Annotated in this window: 22 protein-coding genes; 16 read left to right on the forward strand and 6 right to left on the reverse strand. The window is 38.1% G+C overall.

What is annotated here, in order from left to right:
• Position 1 precedes the first annotated feature (1 nt).
• Entirely contained in the window at positions 2-1,099 is a 1,098-nt protein-coding gene (locus ASE92_RS01975) for an efflux RND transporter periplasmic adaptor subunit (protein WP_056848426.1), read from the reverse strand.
• Positions 1,100-1,510: 411 nt separating this feature from the next.
• Between ASE92_RS01975 and ASE92_RS01980 the strand changes: the two genes are divergently transcribed.
• Positions 1,511-3,292 carry a M61 family metallopeptidase gene (locus ASE92_RS01980; protein WP_235527260.1) on the forward strand — a complete coding sequence of 594 codons (1,782 nt, stop codon included), beginning with the start codon at positions 1,511-1,513 and terminating at the stop codon, positions 3,290-3,292.
• A gap of 183 nt (positions 3,293-3,475) precedes the next feature.
• On the opposite strand, the gene ASE92_RS01985 is transcribed toward ASE92_RS01980, so the two are convergent.
• Complete coding sequence (locus ASE92_RS01985) at positions 3,476-4,114, reverse strand: DUF6266 family protein (RefSeq protein ID WP_056848428.1); 639 nt, start codon at positions 4,112-4,114, stop codon at positions 3,476-3,478.
• A gap of 385 nt (positions 4,115-4,499) precedes the next feature.
• Positions 4,500-4,964: a hypothetical protein gene (locus ASE92_RS01990; RefSeq protein ID WP_010600581.1), complete on the reverse strand. Its 465-nt coding sequence runs from the start codon at positions 4,962-4,964 to the stop codon at positions 4,500-4,502.
• 266 nt (positions 4,965-5,230) lie between these two features.
• Here ASE92_RS01990 and ASE92_RS01995 point away from each other — a divergent pair, with 266 nt between their 5' ends.
• From ASE92_RS01995 to ASE92_RS02045, 11 genes are all read left to right on the forward strand, one after another.
• Positions 5,231-7,006, forward strand: coding sequence for a long-chain fatty acid--CoA ligase (locus ASE92_RS01995; protein ID WP_056848429.1), 1,776 nt, complete (start codon positions 5,231-5,233; stop codon positions 7,004-7,006).
• Positions 6,978-8,699 carry a gamma-glutamyltransferase gene (gene ggt / locus ASE92_RS02000; protein ID WP_056849248.1) on the forward strand — a complete coding sequence of 574 codons (1,722 nt, stop codon included), beginning with the start codon at positions 6,978-6,980 and terminating at the stop codon, positions 8,697-8,699. The genes ASE92_RS01995 and ggt overlap by 29 nt, the downstream gene beginning before the upstream one ends.
• Before the next feature lie 93 nt (positions 8,700-8,792).
• Complete coding sequence (locus ASE92_RS02005; RefSeq protein WP_056848430.1) at positions 8,793-10,109, forward strand: OmpA family protein; 1,317 nt, start codon at positions 8,793-8,795, stop codon at positions 10,107-10,109.
• Positions 10,110-10,242: 133 nt separating this feature from the next.
• Positions 10,243-10,677, forward strand: coding sequence for a MarR family winged helix-turn-helix transcriptional regulator (locus tag ASE92_RS02010; protein WP_056848431.1), 435 nt, complete (start codon positions 10,243-10,245; stop codon positions 10,675-10,677).
• Between the two features lie 98 nt (positions 10,678-10,775).
• Positions 10,776-13,181, forward strand: a complete 2,406-nt coding sequence (locus tag ASE92_RS02015) for a 3-hydroxyacyl-CoA dehydrogenase/enoyl-CoA hydratase family protein (RefSeq protein WP_056848432.1) — start codon at positions 10,776-10,778, stop codon at positions 13,179-13,181.
• A gap of 320 nt (positions 13,182-13,501) precedes the next feature.
• Positions 13,502-13,852: a four helix bundle protein gene (locus ASE92_RS02020; RefSeq protein ID WP_056848433.1), complete on the forward strand. Its 351-nt coding sequence runs from the start codon at positions 13,502-13,504 to the stop codon at positions 13,850-13,852.
• 60 nt (positions 13,853-13,912) lie between these two features.
• A complete protein-coding gene (locus ASE92_RS02025) occupies positions 13,913-15,088 on the forward strand; it encodes an acetyl-CoA C-acyltransferase (protein WP_056848434.1) in 1,176 nt (391 codons plus the stop codon).
• 79 nt (positions 15,089-15,167) lie between these two features.
• The gene (locus ASE92_RS02030) at positions 15,168-15,476 is read left to right on the forward strand and encodes a four helix bundle protein (protein WP_056848435.1); all 309 of its coding nucleotides are present in this window, start codon (positions 15,168-15,170) and stop codon (positions 15,474-15,476) included.
• A gap of 60 nt (positions 15,477-15,536) precedes the next feature.
• Positions 15,537-17,330 carry an acyl-CoA dehydrogenase family protein gene (locus tag ASE92_RS02035; RefSeq protein ID WP_056848436.1) on the forward strand — a complete coding sequence of 598 codons (1,794 nt, stop codon included), beginning with the start codon at positions 15,537-15,539 and terminating at the stop codon, positions 17,328-17,330.
• A 164-nt stretch (positions 17,331-17,494) separates the two neighbouring features.
• A complete protein-coding gene (locus tag ASE92_RS02040) occupies positions 17,495-17,986 on the forward strand; it encodes an FKBP-type peptidyl-prolyl cis-trans isomerase (protein ID WP_235527261.1) in 492 nt (163 codons plus the stop codon).
• A complete protein-coding gene (locus ASE92_RS02045) occupies positions 17,987-18,910 on the forward strand; it encodes an FKBP-type peptidyl-prolyl cis-trans isomerase (protein ID WP_056848438.1) in 924 nt (307 codons plus the stop codon).
• Here the strand turns inward: ASE92_RS02045 and ASE92_RS02050 are convergent.
• On the reverse strand, positions 18,907-20,205 hold the full coding sequence (locus ASE92_RS02050) for a deoxyribodipyrimidine photo-lyase (protein WP_056848439.1): 1,299 nt from the start codon (positions 20,203-20,205) through the stop codon (positions 18,907-18,909). The genes ASE92_RS02045 and ASE92_RS02050 overlap by 4 nt on opposite strands.
• A gap of 31 nt (positions 20,206-20,236) precedes the next feature.
• Positions 20,237-21,142 (reverse strand): TIGR01777 family oxidoreductase, encoded by a 906-nt coding sequence (locus ASE92_RS02055; protein ID WP_056848440.1) that lies wholly within the window; start codon positions 21,140-21,142, stop codon positions 20,237-20,239.
• 539 nt (positions 21,143-21,681) lie between these two features.
• Between ASE92_RS02055 and ASE92_RS21250 the strand changes: the two genes are divergently transcribed.
• The 3 genes from ASE92_RS21250 to ASE92_RS02060 form a co-directional block, all read left to right on the forward strand.
• Positions 21,682-21,797: HAMP domain-containing protein (locus tag ASE92_RS21250; protein WP_235527298.1), on the forward strand; the 116-nt coding region annotated here is incomplete at its 3' end.
• A gap of 213 nt (positions 21,798-22,010) precedes the next feature.
• Complete coding sequence (locus tag ASE92_RS20670) at positions 22,011-22,184, forward strand: GIY-YIG nuclease family protein (RefSeq protein WP_235527299.1); 174 nt, start codon at positions 22,011-22,013, stop codon at positions 22,182-22,184.
• A complete protein-coding gene (locus ASE92_RS02060; RefSeq protein ID WP_056848441.1) occupies positions 22,157-22,450 on the forward strand; it encodes a GIY-YIG nuclease family protein in 294 nt (97 codons plus the stop codon). Before ASE92_RS20670 ends, ASE92_RS02060 begins: the two co-directional genes overlap by 28 nt.
• 108 nt (positions 22,451-22,558) lie before the next feature.
• Here ASE92_RS02060 and ASE92_RS02065 read toward each other — a convergent pair whose 3' ends face one another.
• Positions 22,559-24,166 carry a DUF4139 domain-containing protein gene (locus tag ASE92_RS02065; protein WP_056848442.1) on the reverse strand — a complete coding sequence of 536 codons (1,608 nt, stop codon included), beginning with the start codon at positions 24,164-24,166 and terminating at the stop codon, positions 22,559-22,561.
• 175 nt (positions 24,167-24,341) lie between these two features.
• On the opposite strand from ASE92_RS02065, the gene ASE92_RS02070 reads away from it, so the two are divergent.
• On the forward strand, positions 24,342-25,616 hold the full coding sequence (locus ASE92_RS02070; protein ID WP_056848443.1) for a DASH family cryptochrome: 1,275 nt from the start codon (positions 24,342-24,344) through the stop codon (positions 25,614-25,616).
• Positions 25,617-25,684 lie beyond the last annotated feature (68 nt).

The following is a 25,684-nucleotide window of genomic DNA, read 5'->3' on the forward strand; positions in this document are numbered from 1 at the left end:
ATTATTCTTTAACCAGATTTACTTTTACAGGAGCATCTTTTTTCAAGGCCATTGAGCCAGTAGTCAAAACAGTATCGCCAGCTTTAAGACCAGAAGTTATTACAATGTTTTCATCTGTTCGGGTTCCGGCTTCTACCTTTACTTCCTGGGCTTTACCGTTTTTCTTGATGTAAACAATTTTACCTTTTAAAACAGGAATAATGGCCTGGTTAGGAATAAGAATAGCATTTTGAAGGGTGTTTAGTGCAAGCTTTATCTTGGCAAACGAGCCTGGTAACAAGCTGTTATCCGCATTAGGCGCCAATGCCCTAATTTGCAATGTTCTGGTGGCTGTATTTATTCCCGGTTCTATAGCATATACTTTCCCGGTATTTTGTTTTGAGGATCCATCGGTTGTAAATGAGATTGATGAGCCCAGATTAATCTGTCCTGCATATTTTTCAGGTACCGAAAATGTAACTTTAACCGGATTGGTGTTTACCAGGTTTGCGATGACTGTAGAAGGTGTTAAATAAGTTCCTGCAGAAATACTTCTTAAACCAATTCTGCCCGAAAATGGAGCACGGATAGTTGTTTTAGCCAATTGCGCCCTAATTAATTGCGTTTGCGACTGTAGCGATCTCAAATCGGCAAGTGAAATATCGTACTCCTCCTGACTGATTGCGCCTTTTTCCAGCAATTGTTTCGACCTGTTTTCGGTAGTGCCAGATAGTTTTTGTTTGGTTAAGGCTTCTTGTAATTGTGCCTGAATATCTCGATCGTTAATTTTAACCAATACCGATCCTTTAGCTACATTGGTTCCTTCTTTAAAATAAATTCCAGTTACCAAACCGGCAACTTCACTTTTAAGCACTACAGATTCATTGGCTTCAATGGCTCCGGTTACTTCGAGGTCGTTATCAAATGAAGTCGGTTTTACCACAATACCATCAACTACCATGGGTGCGCCTGCAGCTCCACCTTTGCCAGCCCCACCTTTAGCAGAAGCACCAGCAGCCCCACCTTTACCTTCTAATTTTTTGTTTGCATTAATTCTGTAGTATACTAAACAGGCCAGGCCAATAGCAAAAACAGCATAAAAAATATACCTTTTCTTCATGTTTATATTCGTGTCTTGCTTATCTGAACGTTAAAACTGAATTAACGTAAGAATAAGAGTGTAAAAATATTCAAATAGTTGAGTCCTAAATTTGTTGTATTAAGGATGTTACCAAGTTAATTCAAAGGCCTTAGTCTATAATCCAAAGTATGGATTGTTAATTTAATAAAATGCCTTTTCGAATAAGTTGCCATACTTTTTAAATCAACTTTCATTACAAAGGCGATGGTTTATAGATTATATCTACAAGACTTATGACGGCTGACTTAGGAGTTTTATATGCCCAGGCTCGATCTAATTTTCGTTTAAAATTCAAAAACTTCATCAATTACCATATTTTTGCTGACAAAATACCCCAATATGTTAATCAAAAAATCAATTTTAAGTTTAGTTTTAATACTAACATGTTTTATGGCAGCAAATGCACAAGTAAAAATTGCTTTTGAGGTTTCTTTTAAAGAGCCACAAGCACATTATGCTGAAGTTCAGATGAATATTTCTGGTTTGGCAAAAGATTATGTTGATGTAAAAATGCCAGTGTGGACTCCAGGTTCTTATCTTGTTCGCGAGTTTGAGAAAAGTGTAGAAGAGTTTAAGGCAACGGCTGGCGGTAAGCAGGCTCGGGTTGAAAAAGTGAGAAAAAATACCTGGAGAATATTTTCCGCTAAAGCTGCTGAGATAAAAATCAACTACCGTGTTTATGCTTTCGAAATTTCGGTACGTACCCCTTTTATTGATGAATCTCATGCTTTTCTATCATCAACAGGAATTTTTATGCATCCTGATGGAATGATTAAATCACCAAGTACAGTGAAAATTGTTCCATTTAATACCTGGAGTAAAGTTTCTACAGGTTTAGAGCCTGTTGCTGGTCAGCAGTTTACTTACCGTGCAAGCGATTTTGATATTTTATACGATAGCCCGATAGAGGTAGGTAATCAGGATATTTTCGAATTTAATGCAGCTGGCGTTCGTCATGAGGTTGCCATGTATGGTGGCGGTAATTATGATAAAGAGAAGTTGAAAGTGGATATGGCTAAAATTGTAGAAGAAATTACCGCGGTTTATGGCGAAAATCCTAACAAACATTACACTTTCATCGTTCACAACTTCTTAAGAGGTGGCGGTGGCTTAGAGCATTTAAACTCTACTACCTTGGGTGCTACGCGAAATGCTTACAACACCGAAGCAGGTTACAAAGGCTTTTTAGCTTTGGTTGCACATGAGTATCACCATTTATGGAACGTTAAGCGTTTACGCCCGGTTGCTTTAGGTCCGTTTGATTACGACAACGAAAACTATACCACCAACCTTTGGGTGGCTGAAGGATTTACTTCATACTATGAAAATAAATACATGCACAGAGCGGGTTTTAACGATGATGCTACTTTTGTGAACGATCTTGCTGGCGCCATCGGTACGGTGATTAATACGCCTGGAGCAAAGTATCAATCAGCAGCATCTTCTAGTTATGATGCCTGGATTATTGGTTACCGTCCGAACGAAAACTCCAAAAATAATTCCATTTCTTATTACAGTAAAGGTGAAGTAATTGGAATATTGATGGATTTGGAAATTATCAATGCAACAAAAGGTACCAAAAGTTTAGATGACGTAATGAAAGCCATGTATTTACAATGCAAAACTTTAAAACGTGGTTATACCGATGCTGAATTTAAAGCAATGGTCGAAAAAATTTCGGGTATTAGCTTTACCAATTTTTGGGCTAAATATGTTAATGGTGTAGATGATGCGGAATATGTGAAATATTTAGGTTACGCCGGAGTAGATATGACTACTGAAAATGCAACGCCTAATAAACCAGTAAGCGGTGCCGCAGGCCAGTTAACCAATAATGGTACGATTTCAGTTTCTTCAATTACTAGAAATTCTGCTGCATGGGTTGCTGGTTTGAATGTTAATGATGAAATTATTTCGTTAGACAATATTTCGGTAAACGATGCTTTGGCCAATATCAGACTAAAAAGCCCGATGTTATCATTAGAAACCTTACCTGTTGTTTCAGGAAAAAATATCGGCGATGTGTTGAAACTTAAAATAAAACGTGATGGTTTGGAAAAAGAGATTTCACTTACTTTGAAAGCAAACCCTAGCGTACGTTTAAAAGCTACCATTAATCAGAATGCGACGCCGGCACAAAAAGCGGTGTTCAAAAAATGGACAGGGAAATAAGTTAATTTTTGTAGAAATAATACAACCGTCAGATAGGATCTGGCGGTTTTTTTTGTGAAAAGATTTGCTTAATCACACTAAGATCCGGTAGCAATAAATCCGCCATTGCAAGGTGCGAAGCAATCTGCGCTAACGAATTGATTTTATCACTACATTTCGAGATGTTTTTTACTTAAATGTTGATTAATATTCAACCAATCCCAAATAACTACTATCAGAAATACTTTGACGGTCATCTGCTATAAAAGCAATCCAGGTATGATAAGATTTACCTTTACGGTGTAGCGGAATAATAAGCAATTCTTCTCCAGATTTTCTTCGGTTACCGCTAACGGTATATACGGCAAAACCCTTTTCTTCATCATATGCCATTAACATCACCTGGTCGGTAGACCTGATATAACCTGTATCCAATTGCTTATCCCAAATAAATGATATACCATCCTTATTTACAGTTACCGATGCATCTTTAGCCATTAATAAATTTCCCTGGCTAAGCCTGATTTTAGCATAATCAATTTGATCATCTTCACCGAAAGCATGAAGCATGTTATAAGATTTTGCTGCATTATGTGCAGACATGCCTTTAGCTTTCGCGTCTAAATTGAAGCCTACGCGAATAAATTCTAGTACATCAGAAAGAAAAGATTGCATAAAGGTAAACTTTGACCTACATTTGTTCTGCTTACCCGTACCTGTTTTATTCTTTTTACTTGGCTTTGGTAATGCCCTAATTATCCATTTTCCATAACGTTGATAGCCAATTACGCTACCTACTTTCCCGGTGAAACCACCGTTAATTCCATTTTCCAGCGTTGCCATAATTTTTAAAATTTAAAGATTATGGGATGATTACCCTAAGATAAGGATTTGCTTATATATTCTTAACCTTCAACATGAATTTATTTCATACTTGAATCGTATTTTACTCGGATCGAATTGTCGCAGTTCCGTCTTACATCCGAAGAAGATCCGAATCAAACCCGTTGTAAGGGTTAGTTTGTACAAAGGCATGTATCATCTTGGTGCAGGCAAGTATATATTAAGAAGGTGTTGTTACTTAGTTTAAGTTAATGGCGTTGTAGCCTTTATAGTGGAGAAATAATAAGCCTGATAAGATGTTATATTGAATGTATGAAAAAATATATAAACAAAAAATCCCGTTAAGATATTTCCTAACGGGATTAATATGAATTTCTATATCCTCTTAAAAAGTATATCTAAAGCCTAAGCCAAATCTTCCAGCGTTAAAATCGCTATCGCCATCACCTAGATATAATCTTGGTCTCCAGTCTAAAGCAATTGCTAATGGTGCACCGCTAATTTTATAATCTAAACCAACCATTGGAACTAAATAGAAGTTAGAACCACCATCGTACAATTGTACTGAAGGACCACCACCTAAATACCAATCTAAGCCTTTTGCGCCAGGAATTGAAGCATTATATTGTAAAAATGCCTGTAAGGTTGTAGAGTTACCACCAAATAAAACTTCACCTTGTAAAGCTGCACTTCTGCTGAAATGATGTCTAACAGATGGTCCAACCAATGTTGCGCCGTCTCCAAAGTCTATTCCTAATCCTAAACCTGTTTTGTAATTCTGTGCTTTAACACTCGTTGTCGTCAATGCAAATAATGCAATGCATCCTAAAATTGTAAATAGCTTTTTCATAATCAAATTTTAAAGTAAATAACGTTTTTCAAATATTTAATCAGCTTAACAACTTTAATGCCGTTTATGTTTTTACGGTAAAAATTATATCGCTATAAAAAACAATGCTTGCATAGTAATTTTTGATTTCTTAAGTTTATTTAAATTTTTCGATGTAGAAGTTGTTTTAAGATTCACTCATAAATGCAAAATTTTATCGATCAAAAACATAAGGCTAGCATCTTTATGTTTGATTTTTTAACTTAACCAAATAATAATAAAAAGATATGGCTGCAGAAATTACAAGGGTATTCGACCTCCTACGATATAACCTGGAAGATCCGAAGCAAGAGTTTATCAATGGAAAAATTAATGGCAATTGGGTTAATTACAGTACTGCAGATTTTTCTGCAACTGTAGACAATTTAAGTCGTGGATTAATTAATCTTGGTATTGCAAAGGGTGGAAGGGTTGCGGTAATGTCTCATAATAGACCAGAATGGAATATTGCCGATTTTGCAGCTAATCAAATTGGGGCCTACCAGATCCCGCTTTATCCTACTTTAGCAGAACACGATATTCAGTTTATTTTAAAAGATGCAGAAATTTCGATTGTCTTTGTATCGGATGGCGATTTATATAAAAAAATAAAGCCATGTGCAGATGCCATCAATTCAGATATAAAAATTTTCAGTTTTAGCGATGTTGAAGGTGTTAAATCATGGAAAACGCTTATTGCTGATGGGGAAAAAAGCCAGGCAATTAACCTCGACGAATATAGATCAAAAGTAGAACCTGAAGATATATTAACACTCATTTATACCTCAGGGACGACGGGCACCCCGAAGGGCGTAATGTTGACGCATCATAATCTGGTGGCCAATTTTGTAAATTCATCCGTCGTGATGCCAGAAGGTGTAAATAAAAGTTTAAGCTTTTTGCCGCTTTCTCACATATTCGAACGCATGATTATTTACTTGTACTTATATAATAGAACAAGTATTTATTACGCTGAAAGCATGGATACCATAGTTGCCGATATTCAACATGTAAAACCAAATGCATTCTCAACTGTACCTCGTTTGCTTGAGAAAGTTTATGATAAAATAATGGAGAAAGGGAAATCGCTTACTGGTATTAAGAAGGGGATTTTCTTTTGGTCGGTAGCGTTGGCCGAAAAATATACCACAGACGCAAGTGCCTGGTATAATTTAAAATTGGGCATTGCCAGGAAATTGGTTTTTAAAAAATGGCAGGAGGCGCTTGGTGGAGAGATCGTGGTAATTGTTTCTGGTGGCGCCGCTTTAAATCCTCGTTTAGCTCGGATCTTCTGGGCTGCAGGTATGCCTGTTTTCGAAGGCTATGGTTTAACCGAAACTTCGCCTGTAATTACGGTAAATCATTTTGGCGGTACCATGTTCGGCACTGTTGGGGAGGTGATTAAAGGTGTTGAGGTCAAAATCGCTTCGGATGGAGAGGTGCTAACCCGTGGCCACCAAGTGATGAAAGGTTATTACAATCGCCCCGATTTAACAGAAGAAGCCATAGACCAGGATGGATGGTTCCATACTGGCGATATTGGTGAATTAGTGGATGGTCGTTTTCTCAAAATTACCGATCGTAAAAAGGAAATGTTTAAAACCGCCGGTGGGAAATATATTGCGCCTCAAATGTTGGAAAACAAATACAAGGAGTCGATTTTTATTGAGCAGATTATGGTTTTGGGTGAGAATAAAAAATTTCCATCTGCGTTAATTGTTCCTAACTTCGAAGTATTGAAAAGCTGGGCAGGCAAAAAAGGAATCACTTTTACCACAAATGAAGAGATTATAAAAAACGATCAGGTTTTAGCAAAATACAACGAGGTAATCGAGGCTGCCAGTGTAGATTTTGGCAAGTGGGAGCAAGTGAAAAGATTTGCTTTACTTCCAAAAGAATGGAGTATTGATGGCGGCGAGTTAACGCCAAAACTAAGCTTGAAACGAAAAGTTATTACCGAAAAAAATGCCGATATCATCGAAAAAATATATAAAGATGCAGAGAACTATAAAGCTCCTAACTAAACTTAAAATTAGCTCAACGCTAATCGTATTAGTCATTGTTTTTGCCAGCTGCGTAAGCGGTCAGCTCGGGAAAAACAACAGCGGGGAATTTAAAAATGGGATGGTTGTTACGGCCCATCCTGAAGCATCAAAAGTTGGTATTTATATTTTAAAAAAAGGCGGCAACGCTGTTGATGCGGCTGTTGCTGTTCAATTTGCGTTAGCTGTAGTGTATCCAAATGCTGGAAACATTGGTGGTGGCGGCTTTATGGTTTATCGTTCTGCAAAGGGCGAAGTGAATGCACTGGATTTTCGCGAGAAAGCGGCTGCATCAGCAAGCAGAGATATGTATTTAGATTCTGCAGGGAATCCAGTTGTTGATAAAAGTTTATTTGGGCATTTAGCCGCAGGGGTTCCGGGTTCGGTTGCCGGTATGGTAGAGGCTCATCAAAAATATGGTAAACTTTCCTGGAGAGAGGTTGTGCAGCCAGCAATTGACTTGGCAGAGAATGGTTTTAAAATTACCAAGCGCCAATCCGCTGAACTAAACGGCTTGCACCGAAAATTGATGGATATTAATATAAACGGAACTGCTATGGTCAACCTGGAAAGCACCTGGCAAGAGAACAGTTTATTAGTGCAAACCGAATTAGCGAATACTTTAAAGCTTATTCAACAAAAAGGTAAGGCAGGCTTTTATGAAGGAGCGGTTGCTGATTCGATTGTGGCAGAAATGCAGCGTGGCAAAGGCTTAATTACCAAAGAAGATTTAAAAAACTACCGGGCGGTATGGCGCAAACCTATCACAGGAAGTTATCGCGGTTACAAGATTATTACGATGCCGCCAACTTCCAGCGGTGGCATAGCACTCATTCAATTGCTACAATCGGTTGAGCCATATCCATTGAAAAAATGGGGACATAACTCAGATTCAACAGTACAGGTTATTGTTGAAGCAGAAAGGAGAGTGTATGCTGACAGGGCCACCCATCTTGGTGATCCGGATTTTTATAGCGTTCCTCAAAAAGAATTATTAGATCCTGTTTACAATAAAAGGCGAATGGCCAACTTTAATTGGGCCGCTGCAACACCTAGCGATCAAATTTTAGCCGGAGTAATCAAAGGTAAAGAAAGCGAAGAAACCACGCATTTTTCTATTGTGGATCATGAAGGAAATGCCGTTTCGATAACAACAACCTTAAACGGCTCTTATGGATCGTTGGTTGTGGTTAAAGGTGGTGGCTTTCTACTGAATAATGAAATGGATGATTTCTCGGTAAAGCCAGGAGCGCCAAATATGTATGGTTTGGTGGGTGGCGAAGCCAACGCTATTGCACCAAATAAACGGATGTTAAGCTCTATGACTCCAACTATTGTAGAAAAAGAGGGAAAACTTTTCATGGTTGTGGGTACCCCAGGTGGATCAACGATCATTACTTCTGTTTTTCAAACCATCATTAATGTAGTCGATTTTGACATGAATATGCAGGTTGCTGTTGCTGCTAAAAAATTTCACCACCAATGGCTGCCAGATGAGGTTTATGTAGAAAAGGATGCAATAGATAGCTTATCAACACAAAAGTTGGAAGCTAAAGGCTATAAAATCATCAACCGTGGTGCAATTGGAAGGGTAGATGCTATTTTGAAAACCACATGGGGCGCTTATCAAGCGGGTGCAGATCCGCGGGGAGATGATACCGCTCTGGGTTACTAAGTGTTAAAGTGGATAAGTATTTTTTAAATTTTCTCTTTTTGGTATAGCAATTGTGTATGCTGGGCAACGCATATCAACGTTATATTAAAAAATATGAAATCAAATTTAATCAAGTCCCTACCGGTTGTATTAGCCGGATTATTTGCAGGTACTGTAGCAATGGCTCAGGAACCAGCAACATCCACGTCTCAGTTCAGAACTTGGTCTATTGGTGTTAATGCTGGTGCATTGACTCCGCTATCGCCATTGGGTGGAAAAAATGATTTTAGTAATAACAAAACCAGTTTTGGTTATGGTCTTTACATCAAAAAACAATTCACACCGTATTTCTCATTGCGTTTAGATGGAGTAAGAGGTAAATTAAAGGCTGATAATTCAGAGCCTTTTGAAAGTGGATTGGTAAATAGTTCTCCGGTAACAGCGTTTGAAACTCAATTAGAGTATTCAGGAAGTTTAAATGCAGTTGTGAATATGTTCAATATTGATATGTTCAAAAAAGAAAACGCATTGCAATTATATACTTCAGTAGGTGCTGGTTTAGCTGGTTACAAGCCAACTATTACCACTGCAGCAGGAACAACTGAATTTGCTGGTGGTAAAACAATCAAAGAATTGATCATCCCTGTAGGTGTTGGTGCAAAATTCAAAGTATCTGATGGAATTAATATCGATTTAGGTTGGACAATCAATTATGTTGACGGTGATAATCTTGATGGATTACACAGAGGCCCGGCTAATGATAAATACAACTATGGTTACGCTGGTTTAGAATTTGCATTGGGTACTGGAAAACAATTGGCTTTCCACAACCCAGTAGCTGCAACTTATGATGAGGCATTGGCTGCAAAAAATACAGCAAATGCTTTGAAATCTGATTTGGATGCTCAAAAAGCTGAAAATGCAAAATTACGTTCAGAAATGAATGATCTGTTAAAAGATACAGATGGTGATGGTGTTGCTGATAAATTAGATAAATGTCCAGGTACTCCTGCTGGTACTGTTGTAGATGGTTCTGGTTGTCCGTTAGTGGCTCCGAAACCACAAGTAACAATAGTTACAGAAGAAGACCGTAAAGTAGTTAACGAAGCGATTAAAAACTTAGAATTCGATTTAGGTAAAGCAACTATCCGCTCTAAGTCTTATGCTTCGTTAAACAGAGTAGCAGCTTTATTAGTAGAGAAAAACTTCAGCTTAAAATTAGCAGGTCATACTGATAACACTGGATCTAAAGAATTAAACTTACGTTTATCTAAAGAAAGAGCAGAATCTGTAAAAGCTTATTTAGTTTCTCAAGGTGCAAATGCATCTCGTATTGAGGCTACTGGCTACGGAATGGGTCAACCAATTGCAACTAACAAAACTGCAGCTGGTCGTCAACAAAACCGTCGTGTAGAGTTTACTTTATACTAGTCGATAAATAAATTTTTGAAAGCCTCCGATGAAAATCGGGGGCTTTTTTTATGACAAAAAATTTTCAGTTTCCCTATTGGATTAATAAAATACATTCATTAGCTTTGTTATGCAAGCATAATAAATTATTAAAATGAAACAACAGCAAACAATAGATTATCACGTGAAGTTTGCATGGCAAAACATGTTTAACAAGTATAATCAAATGGCCTCTACTTTTGGTATAACACAGGCTATTGGTTATATGCTGATAAACATAAATGATGAAGAGGGTACTGCCGTTTCCAATTTAGCTGCCCTTCTTGGCGTAAAAGCGACCAGCCTTTCCAGAATGTTAAATAATATGGAAGAAGCTAAGCTTATTTACCGCGAAACCTCTATAGGCGATAAACGTTCGGTGAAGGTTTTTTTAACCGATTTCGGAAAAGAAAAAAAGCACCTTGCAAAAGGGGTTGTGCGAAAATTTAATGAATATTTGGATGAGCACTTCTCTAAAAAAGAGAAAGAAACATTCATTAATCTGTTAATAAAACTTAATGATATTACAGTAGCATACACTGTTGATTAAATATATTTTGTAATGAAACCTGCTTTGCATGAGTTTACCAACGGGCTCATTTTTTGAAGCAGGTTCCATCATACCAAAAGAAAAATAAATAAAGACTGATGAAACGAAGCATTAATAAAGTTGCTGTTTTAGGTTCGGGGATTATGGGTTCGCGTATTGCATGCCATTTTGCCAATATTGGGGTTGAGGTTTTGCTTTTAGATATTGCCCCCAAAGAACTTACTCCAGAAGAACAAGCAAAAGGACTGACGTTAGACAAACCAGCGGTAAAAAACCGGATTGTTAGTATGGCTTTGCAAACGGCCATCAAAACAAATCCATCGCCGGTTTATTCCAAAAAAGTATTGAATAAAATTAAAACCGGAAATTTCGAAGATGATATGTCGAAAATTGCCGGCTATGATTGGGTAATTGAGGTAGTTGTTGAAAATCTTGATATCAAGAAAAAAGTTTTCGAACAGGTAGAGCAATTTCGTAAACCGGGTACATTAATTACCTCGAATACTTCCGGTATCCCAATTCATTTAATGGCAGATGGCAGAAGCGATGATTTTAAAGCACATTTCTGTGGAACACACTTTTTCAATCCGCCGCGTTATTTAAAGCTATTGGAAATCATTCCTACGCCGCACTCTAAGCCGGAAATTGTTGATTTCTTGATGCATTATGGCGATAAATTTTTAGGTAAAACCACAGTTTTGTGTAAAGATACGCCAGCCTTTATTGCCAATAGAGTTGGAGTATATTCAATTATGGCCTTATTGCATTTGGTCGAAAAATTAGATCTAACGGTCGAAGAGGTAGATAAATTTACCGGTCCAGCTTTGGGTAGACCGAAATCGGCTACTTTTCGTACTTCGGATGTAGTTGGTTTGGATACCATGATTAAAGTAGCCAAAGGACTTTACGATAATTGTCCTGATGATAAAGCACATGAGTTATTTAAACTCCCCGACTATGTTAAAAAGATGGAGGAGAACAAATGGCTTGGCGATAAAACCAACCAGGGTTTCTATAAAAAAACTAAAGCTGCCGACGGAAAAACCGAAATCCTTGCATTGGATTTAAAAACTTTAGAATACAAACCTCAGCAAAAAGTTAAATCGGCTACATTAGAAATGACCAAGCCAGTTGAAAATCTTCGCGAACGCATGAAGATTTTTGCGAAAGGAAAGGATAAGGCAGGCGAGCTATTCCGCCATTCTTCATTTGGATTATTTGAGTACGTATCTGATCGGATTCCAGAAATTTCTGATGAATTGTACCGCATTGATGATGCGATGCGTGCAGGTTTTGGTTGGGAGCTTGGTCCTTTTGAGCTTTGGGATGGAGTAGGTGTCAAAGAAGCCATTGAGGGAATGGAGCAATATGGAAATAAAGCTGCGGCTTGGGTTCATGAAATGCTTGATGCCGGAAATACTTCTTTTTATAAGGTAGAGAGCGGCGTTAAAAAGTACTATGATATTCCAACAAAATCTTACAAAGCCTTACCAGGAACGGATAAATTTATCATTTTAGATAACATCCGCGAGAATAAAACACTTTGGAAAAATTCTGGCGTTTCCATCATTGATTTAGGTGATGGCATTTTAAATGTAGAATTCCATACCAAAATGAATACCATCGGTGGTGATGTAATCTCAGGAATTAACAAAGCCATTGATATGGCAGAGAAAGATTACCGTGGCTTAGTAATCGGTAATGATGGTGCCAACTTTTCTGCTGGTGCAAATGTGGGAATGATTTTCATGATGGCGGTAGAGCAGGAGTGGGATGAGTTGAATATGGCTATCCGAATGTTCCAAAACACTTCAATGCGTATTCGTTACTCTTCCATCCCGGTTGTGGTTGCACCACACAATTTAACATTAGGTGGCGGCTGCGAGTTTAGCTTACATGCCGATCATGTTCAATTGTCAGCAGAAACTTATATGGGGTTGGTGGAATTTGGTGTCGGCGTTATTCCCGGTGGCGGCGGAACAAAAGAGTTTGCGCTGCGGGCATCGGATGAATATAAAGACGACCAGATTGTTCAAAATGCATTGAAAGATCGTTTCTTAACCATTGGTATGGCTAAAGTATCAACTTCAGGTTATGAAGCCTATGAATTGGGTTATCTGCAAAAGGATAAATTCTCAATTTCGATGAACCGCAACCGTTTACTGGCCGATGCGAAAGCAAAAGCAATTGAATTGGCAGATGCAGGTTATACCAAACCCGTTCAGCGCACAGACATCAAAGTGTTAGGGAAACAAGGTTTAGGGATAGTTTATGCCGGAGCAAATAGCATGTACGCCGGTCATTTCATCTCCGAACATGATAAAAAAATCTCCGAAAAATTAGGTTACGTCATGTGTGGTGGTGATTTATCCTCCCCAACAGAAGTAAGCGAACAATATTTATTGGATTTAGAAAGGGAAGCATTTTTATCTCTGGCAGGAGAAAGAAAATCATTGGAAAGAATTCAGTCGATTATAACAAAAGGGAAACCGTTGAGGAACTAATATATAAAGGAACAAAGAGCAAGGAGTAAAGAACAAAGAGCAAGGAGTAAAGAACAAAGAGCAAGGAGTAAAGAACAAAGAGCAAGGAGTAAGGAGTAAAGAACAAAGAGTAAGGAGTAAAGAACAAAGAGCAAGGAGTAAAGAACAAAGAGCAAGGAGCAAGGAGTAAAGAACAAAGAGCAAGGAGCAAGGAGTAAAGAACAAAGAGCAAGGAGTAAAGAACAAGGAGTAAAGAACAAGGAATAAAGAGCAAAGAGTAAAGAAGAAGGAGTAAAGAACAAGGAGTAAAGAACAAGGAATAAAGACAAATAGCAGAACAAATGCATAATTTTAGACAGCTTCAAATTTGGAAAGAAGGTATGGCCATCGCCAAAGCGACTTATTTGCTAATTAATATTCTGCCTTCAAAAGAAAAGTTTGGATTGATATCTCAAATTTCCAGATGTGCAGTTTCTGTTCCATCAAATGTTGCAGAGGGTTCTTCTCGCTCTTCCAATAAAGAGTTTGGTCACTTTCTATCCATTGCTTTAGGTTCCTTATTCGAATTGGAAACACAGCTATTGCTTTCAGCTGATTTGGGTTTTCTTACTTCTGAGCATATTGAATCATTGTTAACAGAAATTATTCAATTACAAAAGAAAATATCAACGTTTAAAAAAACACTTATATAACGAAACAGGTTGGGGAGCCAGATCTTTAATCTTTGTTCCTTGATCCTTAATCATAACTAAATGGAAGCATATATTATAGCCGGATATCGCACAGCAGTGGGTAAAGCACCCCGAGGCGTATTCCGTTTTACCAGAGCTGATGATTTAGCTGCTGAAGTGATAAGCGCTTTAGTGGCATCGGTTCCAAATTTAGATAAAGAACAAATTGACGATGTAATTGTGGGTAACGCCACGCCCGAAGCGGAACAAGGCTTAAATATTGGCCGGATGATTTCGCTGATGGGTTTGAATACAGACAAAGTTCCGGGCGTTACCGTAAATCGATATTGCGCATCTGGCTTAGAAACTATTGCTACAGCAGTAGCGAAAATTAAAGCCGGAATGGCCGATTGTATTATCGCTGGTGGGGTAGAAGTAATGAGTGGAATGCCGTTTGGAGGTTGGAAACTCGTTCCAAATCCGGAGGTTGCGAAAAACAATTCCGATTGGTATTGGGGAATGGGACTAACTGCCGAGGCCGTTGCGAAAGAATACAATGTGAGCCGCGAAGACCAGGATGCATTTTCGTTAAAATCTCATGAGAAAGCTGTTCATGCCATAAAAAACGGTCATTTAAAAGATGGCGTTTTGCCAATTACGGTTAACGAAAATTATTTGGATGAAAACCTGAAAAAGAAAACCCGTTCTTATGTAGTGGATACTGATGAAGGTCCTCGAGCAGATACCACGTTAGAGAAACTGGCAAAATTAAAGCCAGTTTTTGATGCTGTAGGAAGTGTAACCGCTGGTAATTCTTCGCAAACATCTGATGGCGCAGCCTTTGTTCTCGTTGTTTCTGAAAAGAAAATGAAGGAACTTAATGTTGAACCAATCGCAAGATTAGTAAGTTATGGTATCGCTGGAGTTCCACCAAGAATTATGGGGATCGGTCCAATTGAGGCCATCCCAAAAGCATTAAAACAAGCAGGTTTAAAACAAGATGATATCGATCTAATTGAACTGAACGAAGCTTTCGCGTCGCAGTCTCTAGCCATCATCAGAACGCTCGGTTTAAATCCAGATATCATCAACGTAAATGGTGGAGCCATTGCATTGGGTCACCCTCTGGGTTGTACAGGCGCAAAACTTTCGGTACAAATGATGAATGAGCTGAAAAGACAAGACAAGAAATATGGCATGGTTACCATGTGCGTAGGTACAGGACAAGGAGCAGCAGGAATTTTTGAGATGTTATAGGAGCAAAGATCAATGAACAAAGATGAGTAGCATAAGATAGTATGCACAATTTAGACAATTGCAGATTTGGAATGAGGGTATGCAGATAGCCAAAGCTACCAACCTAATATTAGGTAATCTGTCACCATCAGAAAAATTCGGGTTGATATCTCAAATTTCAAGATGTGCCATTTCTGTTCCATCGAACATTGCAGAAGGTTCTTCAAGGTACTCCAATAAAGAATTTGCTCACTTTTTGTCTATTGCATTGGGTTCGTTATTTGAATTAAAAACTCAATTGTTATTATCAATAGAGCTTGGCCTTATCAAAGCTGATTTAGAAGACTTGCTAAGTTCCATCATACAATTAGAAAAAAAGATTTCAACTTTTAAAAAGACATTATTATAAAATATTTGATTCAGGCACATTGTCATTATTCTTTGTTCCTTAATCCTTAATCACAACAGAATGGAAACAACTGAAAAGAAAACAATTAAAGGCGGCGAATTCTTAATTAAAGAAACGGCTTACCAGGATGTATTTATTCCTGAAGAATTTGATGAAGAGCAACAAATGATTGCGCAAACTTGTCGCGATTTTCTGGAAGCTGAAGTTTATCCAAACTTAGATAAAATAGATAAACAGGAAGACCCTGAATTAATGCCAACACTCTTAACCAAAGCTGGCGAATTGGGTATTCTTGGGGTTTCTGTCCCGGAAGAATATGGTGGTTTTGGCAAAAACTTCAATACCTCCATGTTAGTTGCTGATGTGGTTGGCGCTGGTCACTCTTTTGCAGTAGCGCTGTCAGCACACACCGGAATTGGCACATTGCCTATTCTTTATTATGGAAACGAAGAACAGAAAGCGAAGTATATTCCAAAATTAGGCTCTGGCGAATGGAAAGCGGCTTACTGCTTAACAGAACCGAATTCGGGCTCGGATGCAAATTCCGGAAAAACAAAAGCCAAGCTGAGCGATGATGGCAAACATTACATCATTAACGGGCAAAAGATGTGGATTACCAACGGGGGGTTCGCAGATATATTTATCGTTTTTGCTAAAATTGATGATGATAAAAACCTGACTGCTTTTATTGTGGAGAAAGATTTTGGTGGCATCACCATGAACCCAGAGGAGCATAAAATGGGTATCAAGGGTTCTTCTACGCGTCAGGTTTTCTTTAACGATTGCCCTGTTCCGGTTGAAAATATGTTAAGTGAGCGGGAGAATGGTTTCAAAATCGCGGTTAACATTTTAAATATCGGTCGCATAAAATTATCAGCGGCAGCAATTGGTGCATCAAAAGCGACTTTAAATACGGCGATTAACTACTCAAATGAGCGTAGTCAATTTGGTCGCCCGATTTCGAAATACGGTGCCATTCGCTTTAAGATTGCAGAAATTGCTTCGAAACTTTATGCGGTTGATGCTGCTAATTATCGTGCCGGACAAAACATTGATGACACCTATGAGCAATTGGTTGCTGGCGGAATGGAATCTGGAAAGGCCCGATTAAAATCTGTAGAACAATTTGCAGTTGAGTGTGCCATTTTAAAAGTTTGGGGTTCAGAAGCACTGGATTATACCGTAGATGAGGGGGTTCAAATTTATGGAGGAATGGGTTTTAGTGCCGATGCGCCAATGGATAGAGCCTACCGTGATGCCCGTATCAATAGGATTTTTGAAGGGACGAACGAGATTAACCGTTTGTTAACGGTTGATATGATGCTGAAAAGAGCCATGAAAGGGGAACTTGATCTGATGACACCGGCCACTGCGGTTGCTGCAGAGTTGATGAGCATTCCAGATTTTGGGGAAGAAGACACCACATTATTTGCCGCTGAGAAAAAAGTTCTTGCCAACCTTAAAAAAGCTACCTTGATGGTTGCGGGTGCTGCGGTTCAGAAACTGATGATGACTTTAAGCAAAGAGCAGGAAATTTTAATGAATATTGCAGATATGGCCAGTTATGTTTATGTTTTCGAGTCTGCTTTATTGAGAACCGAAAAACTGGCCGCTACAAAAGGTGAAGCCGCAATTAATGGGCAGCTGGATTTATTGAGAATATATATGGTTGAAGCTGTTGATGGCATTGCCAAAGCTGGTAAAGAAGCGCTTTGGGCTTTTGCCGAAGGTGATGAACAGCGCATGATGCTGGTTGGCTTACGTCGTTTCACCAAAGTTGAACCTTTTAATGTTAAAGATGCCCGTCAAAGAGTTGCACAGCAGTTAATTGAGGCAAATAAGTATATTTTTTAAGGTAAAAGGTAGAGGGTTTAAAGGTTGAGGGTTTGGGCGTGTAGCTCAAACACTCAACCTTTTTTTGCTTAATGGTCATCCCCTAAACCTTACACCTCTAACCTTTGGATGTGTTAAATTTGGTTAAAAATTGTAGCATCCGTATTAAAAGCTTATTTTTGCAGATGATGCTAAAATTCAAGTATATATTATTATTGCTTTGCGTTGTTGGGTTCTTCGCTGCATGTAAAAAAGATGAGGCGGTAGAGGACTATGATCCAACACCTCAGTTTAAAGCCGATACTGCTGCAATTGGCGCTTTTGTAAAGGCAAATAACATATCAGGGATAAAAGATCCTTCAGGTATATTTTATCAGATTATTGCACCAGGTTCGGGCAGTATTACTTACACCACTTCAACGCAGATTACTGCAGATTATGAAGGAAAATTGCTCAACGGCACACTGTTTGACAGTTCAAAAGGTACTCCAATAAAATTCTCTTTAGGTGGCGTAATTGCAGGCTGGCAGTTTGGTATTCCGAAAATACAAAAAGGTGGTAAAATCAGATTGATTATCCCATCATATTATGCATATGGAACAAGATCTCCATCATCTTTAGTTCCAGCTAATTCTATCCTCGATTTCAATATAACACTTACAGACGTTACAAACTAAATGAATAAATTTACCAAACTAAGTTTCTTAACTTGTTTACTTACTGTTGTTTTCCTTTCTGCATGTAAGAAAGAGTACGAAACTATTCAGGCTACAGAGAGTGCAACGATAGCTTCATACATATCAAAAAATAACTTAAGTGCTGTAATGTTGCCCGATCCGGATAAATCAGGATTCTTTTATCAGGTAACTTCATCTGGAACAGGCAATAATTTTAAAAATCCAGATTCAGTTCTTTATAACTTAACAGTTAAGTCTTTATCTACTGGAGCCACATACCTGCAGTCTCCACTATTATCGAACTTAGGAACGTTTGTAGGTTATACCGACCAGTTTTATAATTCCTCATTAGTTACAACTTCAAATCCACAGGGTTTTTATTCTATTCCTGCGATAAGAACTGCTTTATTGGCGCTAAAACCTGGTGGAGTAGCAAGAATACTTTTGCCTTCTTATTTGGCTTTTGGAAGAAACGGTGCTGGAAATATTCCATCAAATGAAATTGTCGATTTAATAGTGACAACCTATCCTTACCAAAAGCAGGCATTATTAGATGATAATCGCATTACAACTTTTTTAACTTCTAAAGGGCTTACTGCAACCAAAGATCCTAGTGGGATTTATTACATCGTAAATACTTTGGGAACAGGAGAGGCTGTTAATGGTATTGGAAGTACAGTAAACGTTAAATATACAGGAAGAACATTAGATGGTGCTGTATTTGATTCATCTGCAGATGGTCTCTCACTTACACTATCCGGTTTGGTATCGGGTTGGCAAATTATGATTCCAAAATTTAAAGTTGGAACTAAGTTCAGAATGATTTTGCCATCGGCGTATGCTTACGGCCGTTCAGGATTTAATACTATTTCTCCGAATACGTCTTTAGATTTTGATATTGAAATCGTTAGCGTTACCAATTAAGATAACGCTTCTTTAAATACTTTAAGCACTCTTTCTCGTGCAAATGTATGCTCAACTATTGGTTGGGCATATTTTTTTGTCCCATATTCTGGTACCCATTTTTTAATGTATTCAAATTTTGGATCAAATCTTTTGGTTTGCAATTCAGGATTAAAAACGCGGAAATACGGCGCAGCATCATTTCCTGAGCCTGCAGCCCATTGCCAACCGCCTACGTTGCTGGCCATTTCATAATCCAGAAGCTTTTCGGCGAAATAATTTTCACCCCAGCGCCAATCGATTAATAAATGTTTCGATAAAAAGCTTGCAACAACCATCCTTACACGGTTATGCATAAACCCGGTTTCATTGAGCTGTCGCATTCCGGCATCCACTATCGGATAACCCGTGTTTCCTTCGCACCAGGCTTGAAATTCGGTTTCGTTATTGCGCCATTTTATTTTATCGTACTGCTTTTTAAAAGAATCATAAGCAGCATACGGGAAATGCCAGAGGATCATCATGTAGAATTCTCTCCAGGCCAATTCAGATAACCAAACATTTGATTTTGCCTCTACAGCATCTTTTACGGCCTTACGAATACTTAAAGTACCAAATCTTAGGTGCAAACCAATTCTGGTTGTACTTTCCATAGCAGGGAAATCTCGTTCCTCTGCGTAGTCATCCAGTTTATTTTTATAATTAATTTTTGGGAATTCCTGGTTACTCGCTTTGAATCCCATTTCCTTTAGTGAAGGCAGCACTAAATGTTCGGTTTGAAAAAGGTTTTTGAAGTATTTTCTTGTAGGGTAAGCTTTAAAATAAAAATCATCGAGCTTTGCCTGCCACTGTTTATAATAGGGCGTAAATACGGTATATGGCGTTTTATCGCCTTTTAAAATTTCATCTTTCTCAAATATCACCTGATCTTTAAAGGTTCTGAAAGCGATTTCTTCACTGGTTAAAAATTCTGCCAAATTATCATCGCGTTCACGGGCATAAGGTTCGTAATCATGGTTGGTATAAACCTCCTCAACCTTATAATCTTTTAAAATTTGAGGCCAGATTTTTTCTGGAGTTCCATACTTCACTAATAAGTCTGATCCGTGTTGTTGTAGTTCTTTTTTTAAACTTTCAATAGTTTGAAAAATAAAAGTAACCCGGGCATCATCTTCAGATAATTTATCTAAAATGTTTTTATCGAATATAAAGAGCGCAAGTACAGGTGTACCATTATTTAATGCATGATAGAGGGCTGCGTTATCTTCTAATCTCAAATCGCGGCGGAACCAAAAAATGGTGATGGGTGTCTTCATTTAAGAATATGCTTGAGGGCTTGAAATAAGATTATTTATGATAGAGACTAGTAAGTGCTTCATCTAAATCTGTAAATTTAAACTTGAAGCCAGCATCCAGGATTTTTTGAGCTGATGTGTTATTGCTCATTAAAACCGCTTCTGCTCGTTCGCCCAACAACAATTCTATTACTTTTTTCGGAACTTTTATTGGCCAAAAGGGGCGCTTCAAATGTTTCGCGATGGCTTTGGTTAAACCGATGTTGGTTACGGGAAATGGAGCACAGGCATTGTATGAATCTTCCATTTTAACATTTTCCAAGACGTAGATATACATGGCAACCATGTCATCAATATGCAGCCAAGGCGTCCATTGTTTACCAGTGCCTAAAGCCGAACCTACAAAAAGCTTGATAGGTTTATCCAATTGTGGCAGTGCACCGCCCTCCTTGCTTAAAACGATTCCAGTTCTGAGTTTAACAATGCGTAAGCTCAGTTTCTTGCCTTTATTAACAGCATCTTCCCAAAGTTTGCAACATTCAGCTAAAAACCCATAACCATTTGCGCTGTTTTCGGTCAAAATTTCATCTCCACAATCGCCATAAAAGCCCACTGCCGATGCTGAAATAAATGATTTTATTTGATGATCAGATTTGTTTTGAATGGTTTGGTAAAGTAGTTCCGTTGATTTTACCCGACTATCAATAATCTGTTTTTTCCGCTCATCAGTCCATTTTTTTTCTGCTACGGGTTCGCCGGCCAAATGAATAATTGACTCTACACCTTCTATACATCTGGAATCGATTTTTCCGTTGTAAACGTCCCACACGAAATTATTCGGATCAGAACTGTTTTTTCGGGATAGCGTATTTACCTCATATCCTTTATTCAAAAGTTGGTTTTTGAGTTCCTTGCCCACAAGTCCTGTAGCTCCAGTAATCAGAATCTTTTTTGCCATGTGTTTAAAACACCAAAGATACAAAAGGGTTTGTTTTAAGTCCGAAGTCCGAAGTCCGAAGTCCGAAGTCCGAAGTCCGAAGTCTGAAGTCCGAAGTCTGAAGTCCGAAGTCTGAGTTTAGAATTGGGAGTCCAGCCGTAAGCCCGTCATCCTCGCATATGCGGGGATCTTACAACGTTTGAGCGCTACTCTCATGCTTTAAGATTCYCAATTAAATTGGGAATGACGGARCYGAGCTAWTTTCGTTAACCCGTCATCCTCGCGTATGCGGGGATCTTACAACGWTYGAGCGCTACTCTCATGCTTTAAGATTCYCAATTAAATTGGGAATGACGGARCYGAGCTAATTTCGTTAAGCCGTCATCCTCGCGTATGCGGGGATCTTATAACGATCTAGCAGAATCTTCATGCTTTAAGATTCCCAATAAATTGGGAATGACGGAGCCGAGCTAATTTCGTTAACCCGTCATCCTCGAGGATGCGGGGATCCTAATGCTACAAATACAACTTCGTTTTACGTGCTACGGGTATAGATTATGATGTTCGTGTACAGAGGAAATTATAAGCAGCGCCTGCATTTTAATAATAACGATGAATTCAGTGAACTTGCTTCCTCGTTCAACAGCATGGCAAAAAGCTTAACGAATGGGAGAATNATGCTTTAAGATTCCCATTATGCTTTAAGATTCCCAATAAATTGGGAATGACGGAGCCGAGCTAATTTCGTTAACCCGTCATCCTCGAGGATGCGGGGATCCTAATGCTACAAATACAACTTCGTTAACAACAGTTCTTGACGAAAATGCAAAGAAACTGCAAAAAAATATTCTATGTTTATAATATGGAAAGAGGCGGCTGCACTTATATAATGACAAATACATTTAACAATGTTTATTACATAGGAGTTACTTCAGACTTATATTCCAGAGTGCTAGAACACAAGGAAAAACGGTACCCAACTTCATTCGGACAATTTTTTCATTCTTTACAACAATATGGAAAGAGGCGGACAATATGGAAAGAGGCGGCTGCACTTATATAATGACAAATACATTTAACAATGTTTATTACATAGGAGTTACTTCAGACTTATATTCCAGAGTGCTAGAACACAAGGAAAAACGGTACCCAACTTCATTCACTTCTAAATATAATTGCACTAAACTTGTTTATTTCGTGTTTTATCCAACAATTGAAGAGGCAATAGGAGATGAAAAAAGACTAAAGAAGTGGAACAGGGATTGGAAAATAAAGCTAATAGGCGACCAAAACCCTAAATGGATAGATCTGTTTGACGAAAACTTATAATGATATTATGCTTTAAGATTYCCAATTAAATTGGGAATGACGGAGCCGAGCTATTTTCGTTAACCCGTCATCCTCGCGTATGCGGGGATCTTAATACCGAAAATAAATCTACAACCCTGCAATTATCCTATTTTTTGGTGCCTTAACCGAATAACTTAACTTAATGGTTTTGGTTTCATTCGGCGCAATTTTCAATTGCCATGAAAGCATTCCTGTTTCTTTATTAACTTCTGCGCCGTTACTTTCCAATAATTCAATTTCAATATCACTTTCAGAAGATAACGGATATTGGTCTTTCAATGTTAGATCAATCGCTTCCTTCTTCGTATTTCTAATCTTGATCAAATACGTGAAAAGTTGTTTCTTATTCGACCCAATGAATTTAGTGCTACTAAAATCTTCCTGTTTTTCTTTAGTGATGATAATCTTTTTATCCTTCCCCATACTTAAACTTAGCGTATCTAAAATATTTGCAGGGTTGATAAATGATTTTCCGGTATAGGTGCCTTCAAAAATAATATTGGCATTGCCCGCTTGAAGATTCAACTTCTCCCAATCAATAACATCAGCCAGTAAAAAAGCATCGGTACTTAATTTTGGTGCTGCGTAATATTTATATTTAGCAGGCACCTCATACTCTTTAAATGAAACCGTATGTGGCTTGTTGTCGCTGTTTACATCATATGGAATATCAATATCAAAGGTAACTCCAAGTTGAGTTTCGTTAACGGATGTGTAGTTATTGATAGTTGATACAGCTGCTTCTGACTTTTTTGCATTCAAATATCCAGTTACCACCACTTCATCAAGGCTTTTTTCCTCTCTCATAATTGGGGAGGCCATACCTCTGATCCGTATTTGTGGTTGATTAGTAGATACAAACCACGGACTTAGATTTGGTGCAGTGATATTGTAATTCGGATTTCCTGTTGATAAGGAAAGTTTTACTTTCTTCCAGTCCAAACCTGTACTTTGCGTAATCGCAGCCTTATAGACTATGCCAAGTGGTTTTGCAGTGCTCATCGACTTAATATCATAACTGGCTAACCAGCTTGCGGCCGGGCTTACATATGATACATTATAGTTGGCTTCGGCACTATCTTTAGACATTAACTGTAAAACAAGTTGTCCCAATTGTTGATTTGGGCTGTTCCTTAATTCTGCAATTTGTTGTTGCAAAGCAGTAAGTTTTTGATTTTGTTTTTCTTCCGTCAATGCCAGCGCAGAAATAGCCGCTCTCACTTCAGCACTTTTAGTACGGTAATATTCGGCTAATTTAATCAGTTCTAATACGTTCGTGCCGTTGCTTGTACCGCCCGATTTCCGGTTTTCATCCAATAAAACTAAAGTTTGTTCTTCTATAGTTTTTGCATTTTTAGTTTTAGTCAACTCTCCGGAAACGATTTTCAAACTATCATTCAACTTTTTAATCTCTGGGTTAGCTGCATCAGTACTCAAAAAATCTTTGTTGAATTGCACCGCCAAAATCGTTACGCCTGCAGTTACCCCAACCTGAATAGAATTTTCATTCACCCGCCCAGATATATTGTTGATTACAATTTCCGATGTTCCGGCTGGAAGACTCACTTTGCCTGAGTGCGTGAGTTGCGCACCGTTATTGTATACCGTTACACTTTGTAAAATGGCTTTGGTTTTAATTTGCTGTTGAGCAAAAGTGGCAAGAGGAAATAATAGTGCAATTAGGATTCGTTTCATTTTTTTTTATTATGTATTAGAAATGGATAGCTGAATACAGGATGTGCGATTTTCTATTTTTCCATAACGGTAATTTTTGTTGAGTATTTGTAAAGAAAATTCGTGGTTTTTGATGCCGACAAAAAATAAGATAAATTTGTGATTACGTTCTTAACACCCTTTTCGAAATATTAAGATGTCAAAAAAAATTTTAGTCTGGTTTAGAAATGATCTTCGTTTGCATGATAATGAAATGCTGGTGGAGGCTATTGCTAAGTCTGATTCGATTTTGCCAGTTTATATTTTGGATCACCGTCAATTTGGTCAAACTAAATACGACACCCTTAAAACTGGTAACATCCGGGCTCAATTTATTTTAGAAAGTGTTTTAGGACTTCGCTATTCACTAAAACAAATTGGTGGCAACCTTTTAATTGCTGAAGGAAACCCTGAGGACATCATTCCTCAATTGGTTCAGGAATATGAAATTACCGAAGTGTATCATCATCGCGAAGTAGCCAGAGAAGAAACCCATGTTTCTACTTTAGTAGAAAATGCCCTTTGGAAATTACGTGTCAACTTGAAACATTTCATCGGCCATACTTTGTATAATAAAGAAGATCTTCCTTTTCCAATTAAAGATATTCCTGATGCTTTCAATCAGTTCAAAAAGAAAATTGAACGTGATTCGATTATCAAGCCGTGTATACCAGCGCCAGATCGTATTAATGTTGCCGAAGTTATCGATTGGGGAACACTTTCATCATTAGAACAATTGAATTTGCTTCCGCAAGAGAAAGATCAACGTGCTGATTTTGAGTTTACCGGTGGCGAAGCTGAAGGATTAGCGCATCTTCAAAAAGTGACTGTGGCTATGCAACAAGCTGCTAATTCTAAAAATTTAATTCTTGCTTCAAAGCTTTCCGCATGGCTGGCCATGGGTTGTTTATCACCTAGAAAGGTATATTGGGAAATCAAAAAAATGGAAGGAATGCCTAATACAAAAGCCATGTTTAATCATGTTTTGTTAGGATTACTTTGGCGGGATTATTTCCGTTTTATGTTCAAAAAATACGGCAACACCTTCTTTAACCCGAATGGATTTGGTAGCCAGGGTTTAGTTGATGTTGAATATGAGCAAGAGAATTTTACGAAATGGAAAAATGGCCAAACTGGCTTTGCCGTTGTTGATGCAGTGATGACAGAGCTTAACCAGACTGGATTCATTTCAAATATTGCACGACAAACAGCCGCGCTTTATTTAATAAATAACTTGGAAGTGAGCTGGGTTTTTGGCGCTGCATATTTTGAGGAAAAACTAATCGATTATAATCCTGCGAGTAATTGGGGCAATTGGGCAAATGTTGCCGGCGTTGGAAACGATCAAAAATCGAAAAGCGTTTTTGATCTCGATAAAAACATCAAAAATCTTGATCCGAAAGGGAATTACGCTTTAACCTGGGCCTCGTAGCTAATTCTGCAGTTTGAAGCATTGTTTTCCAATTGAATTATTTTGTCATTCCTTCATTTCGCTAATTC

This window comes from Pedobacter sp. Leaf41, from assembly GCF_001422545.1.
Classification (GTDB): domain Bacteria; phylum Bacteroidota; class Bacteroidia; order Sphingobacteriales; family Sphingobacteriaceae; genus Pedobacter.

Bases quoted from the DNA above. Each gene is read 5' to 3' on its own strand.
- ASE92_RS02060 (WP_056848441.1), top strand. From the start codon at position 22,157: ATGGAAAGAGGCGGCTGCACTTATATAATGACAAATACATTTAACAAT.
- ASE92_RS01995 (WP_056848429.1), top strand. From the start codon at position 5,231: ATGGCTGCAGAAATTACAAGGGTATTCGACCTCCTACGATATAACCTG.
- ASE92_RS02015 (WP_056848432.1), top strand. From the start codon at position 10,776: ATGAAACGAAGCATTAATAAAGTTGCTGTTTTAGGTTCGGGGATTATG.
- ASE92_RS02065 (WP_056848442.1), bottom strand. From the start codon at position 24,166: ATGAAACGAATCCTAATTGCACTATTATTTCCTCTTGCCACTTTTGCT.
- ASE92_RS02030 (WP_056848435.1), top strand. From the start codon at position 15,168: ATGCAGATAGCCAAAGCTACCAACCTAATATTAGGTAATCTGTCACCA.
- ASE92_RS02050 (WP_056848439.1), bottom strand. From the start codon at position 20,205: ATGAAGACACCCATCACCATTTTTTGGTTCCGCCGCGATTTGAGATTA.
- ASE92_RS02040 (WP_235527261.1), top strand. From the start codon at position 17,495: ATGATGCTAAAATTCAAGTATATATTATTATTGCTTTGCGTTGTTGGG.
- ASE92_RS02010 (WP_056848431.1), top strand. From the start codon at position 10,243: ATGAAACAACAGCAAACAATAGATTATCACGTGAAGTTTGCATGGCAA.
- ASE92_RS01985 (WP_056848428.1), bottom strand. From the start codon at position 4,114: ATGGCAACGCTGGAAAATGGAATTAACGGTGGTTTCACCGGGAAAGTA.
- ASE92_RS02035 (WP_056848436.1), top strand. From the start codon at position 15,537: ATGGAAACAACTGAAAAGAAAACAATTAAAGGCGGCGAATTCTTAATT.
- ASE92_RS02055 (WP_056848440.1), bottom strand. From the start codon at position 21,142: ATGGCAAAAAAGATTCTGATTACTGGAGCTACAGGACTTGTGGGCAAG.
- ASE92_RS02025 (WP_056848434.1), top strand. From the start codon at position 13,913: ATGGAAGCATATATTATAGCCGGATATCGCACAGCAGTGGGTAAAGCA.
- ASE92_RS02070 (WP_056848443.1), top strand. From the start codon at position 24,342: ATGTCAAAAAAAATTTTAGTCTGGTTTAGAAATGATCTTCGTTTGCAT.
- ASE92_RS01990 (WP_010600581.1), bottom strand. From the start codon at position 4,964: ATGAAAAAGCTATTTACAATTTTAGGATGCATTGCATTATTTGCATTG.
- ggt (WP_056849248.1), top strand. From the start codon at position 6,978: ATGCAGAGAACTATAAAGCTCCTAACTAAACTTAAAATTAGCTCAACG.
- ASE92_RS02045 (WP_056848438.1), top strand. From the start codon at position 17,987: ATGAATAAATTTACCAAACTAAGTTTCTTAACTTGTTTACTTACTGTT.
- ASE92_RS02005 (WP_056848430.1), top strand. From the start codon at position 8,793: ATGAAATCAAATTTAATCAAGTCCCTACCGGTTGTATTAGCCGGATTA.
- ASE92_RS01975 (WP_056848426.1), bottom strand. From the start codon at position 1,099: ATGAAGAAAAGGTATATTTTTTATGCTGTTTTTGCTATTGGCCTGGCC.
- ASE92_RS20670 (WP_235527299.1), top strand. From the start codon at position 22,011: ATGACAAATACATTTAACAATGTTTATTACATAGGAGTTACTTCAGAC.
- ASE92_RS01980 (WP_235527260.1), top strand. From the start codon at position 1,511: ATGGCAGCAAATGCACAAGTAAAAATTGCTTTTGAGGTTTCTTTTAAA.
- ASE92_RS02020 (WP_056848433.1), top strand. From the start codon at position 13,502: ATGCATAATTTTAGACAGCTTCAAATTTGGAAAGAAGGTATGGCCATC.